Consider the following 760-nt stretch of genomic DNA (forward strand, 5'->3'; position numbering starts at 1 on the left):
GAAAGCCGCGCGCAACTCCGCGGCCAGCGCCGTGGCGCGCTCGGGCGCCACCCGCAGGCCGAAACGCTGGTTCGGCACATTTGGAAACCGCTCCAACAGCGCCGGCAGAGCGGTGATTGCCTGGCCCGAGGGGTTGCCGTAATCGGAATAGACCCCGGCCACCGGCAGCGCCCAGCCCGGCGCCAGCTGCACCGTGCGGCCCGGCCACAGCCCGTCGCGGCGGGCCAGCTGTTCGTTGACCAGCGCCGCATCGCCGGCGGCGACCCGGTCCCAGGCTTCCGGTTCGGCGGCGATCAGCGGCCAGTGGTCGCGATAAGTGGGGTGATCAACCACGCCATAGATCCGCCCCGGCGCGCCGCCCAGCCGGGTCTCGGCAAAGCGGATCGGCAGCACTGCCTCGGCGCGGGGCTGCAGCCATTGCGCCAGATCCGCGCCCTGGGCGTCATCGCGGGCCGAGAGGTAAAGCTCCGACATCAGCCGCTGGTCCAGCCAGCCGGTGAAGGTAAGCCGGAAGCTCGACACCATGGTGCCGACGCCGACATTGGTGGCCAGCGCCAGCAGCAGCGCCATCAGCGCCAGCGACAGGCCGGGCAGCTGGCCGCGCAGGTCGGCCCAGACCCATTCGGCCACCGGCCCGCGCGCGCGCCGCGACAGCGTCGCCAGAACCAGGTTCAGAAGCATCGGCAACAGCAGTGCCGCACCCAGCAGCAGGCCGGCCAGCAGGGCAAAGCCCGCCACCAGCCCGTCGAGCAGGACCAGG

Annotated in this window: 1 pseudogene; it reads right to left on the minus strand. The window is 72.2% G+C overall.

The annotated features are described in order from the left end of the window. A pseudogene (locus tag CVM52_RS26250) lies at positions 1–760 on the minus strand (ABC transporter permease); the annotation flags it as partial.

Source organism: Pseudooceanicola lipolyticus, from assembly GCF_002786325.1.
Classification (GTDB): Bacteria; Pseudomonadota; Alphaproteobacteria; order Rhodobacterales; family Rhodobacteraceae; genus Pseudooceanicola_C; species Pseudooceanicola_C lipolyticus.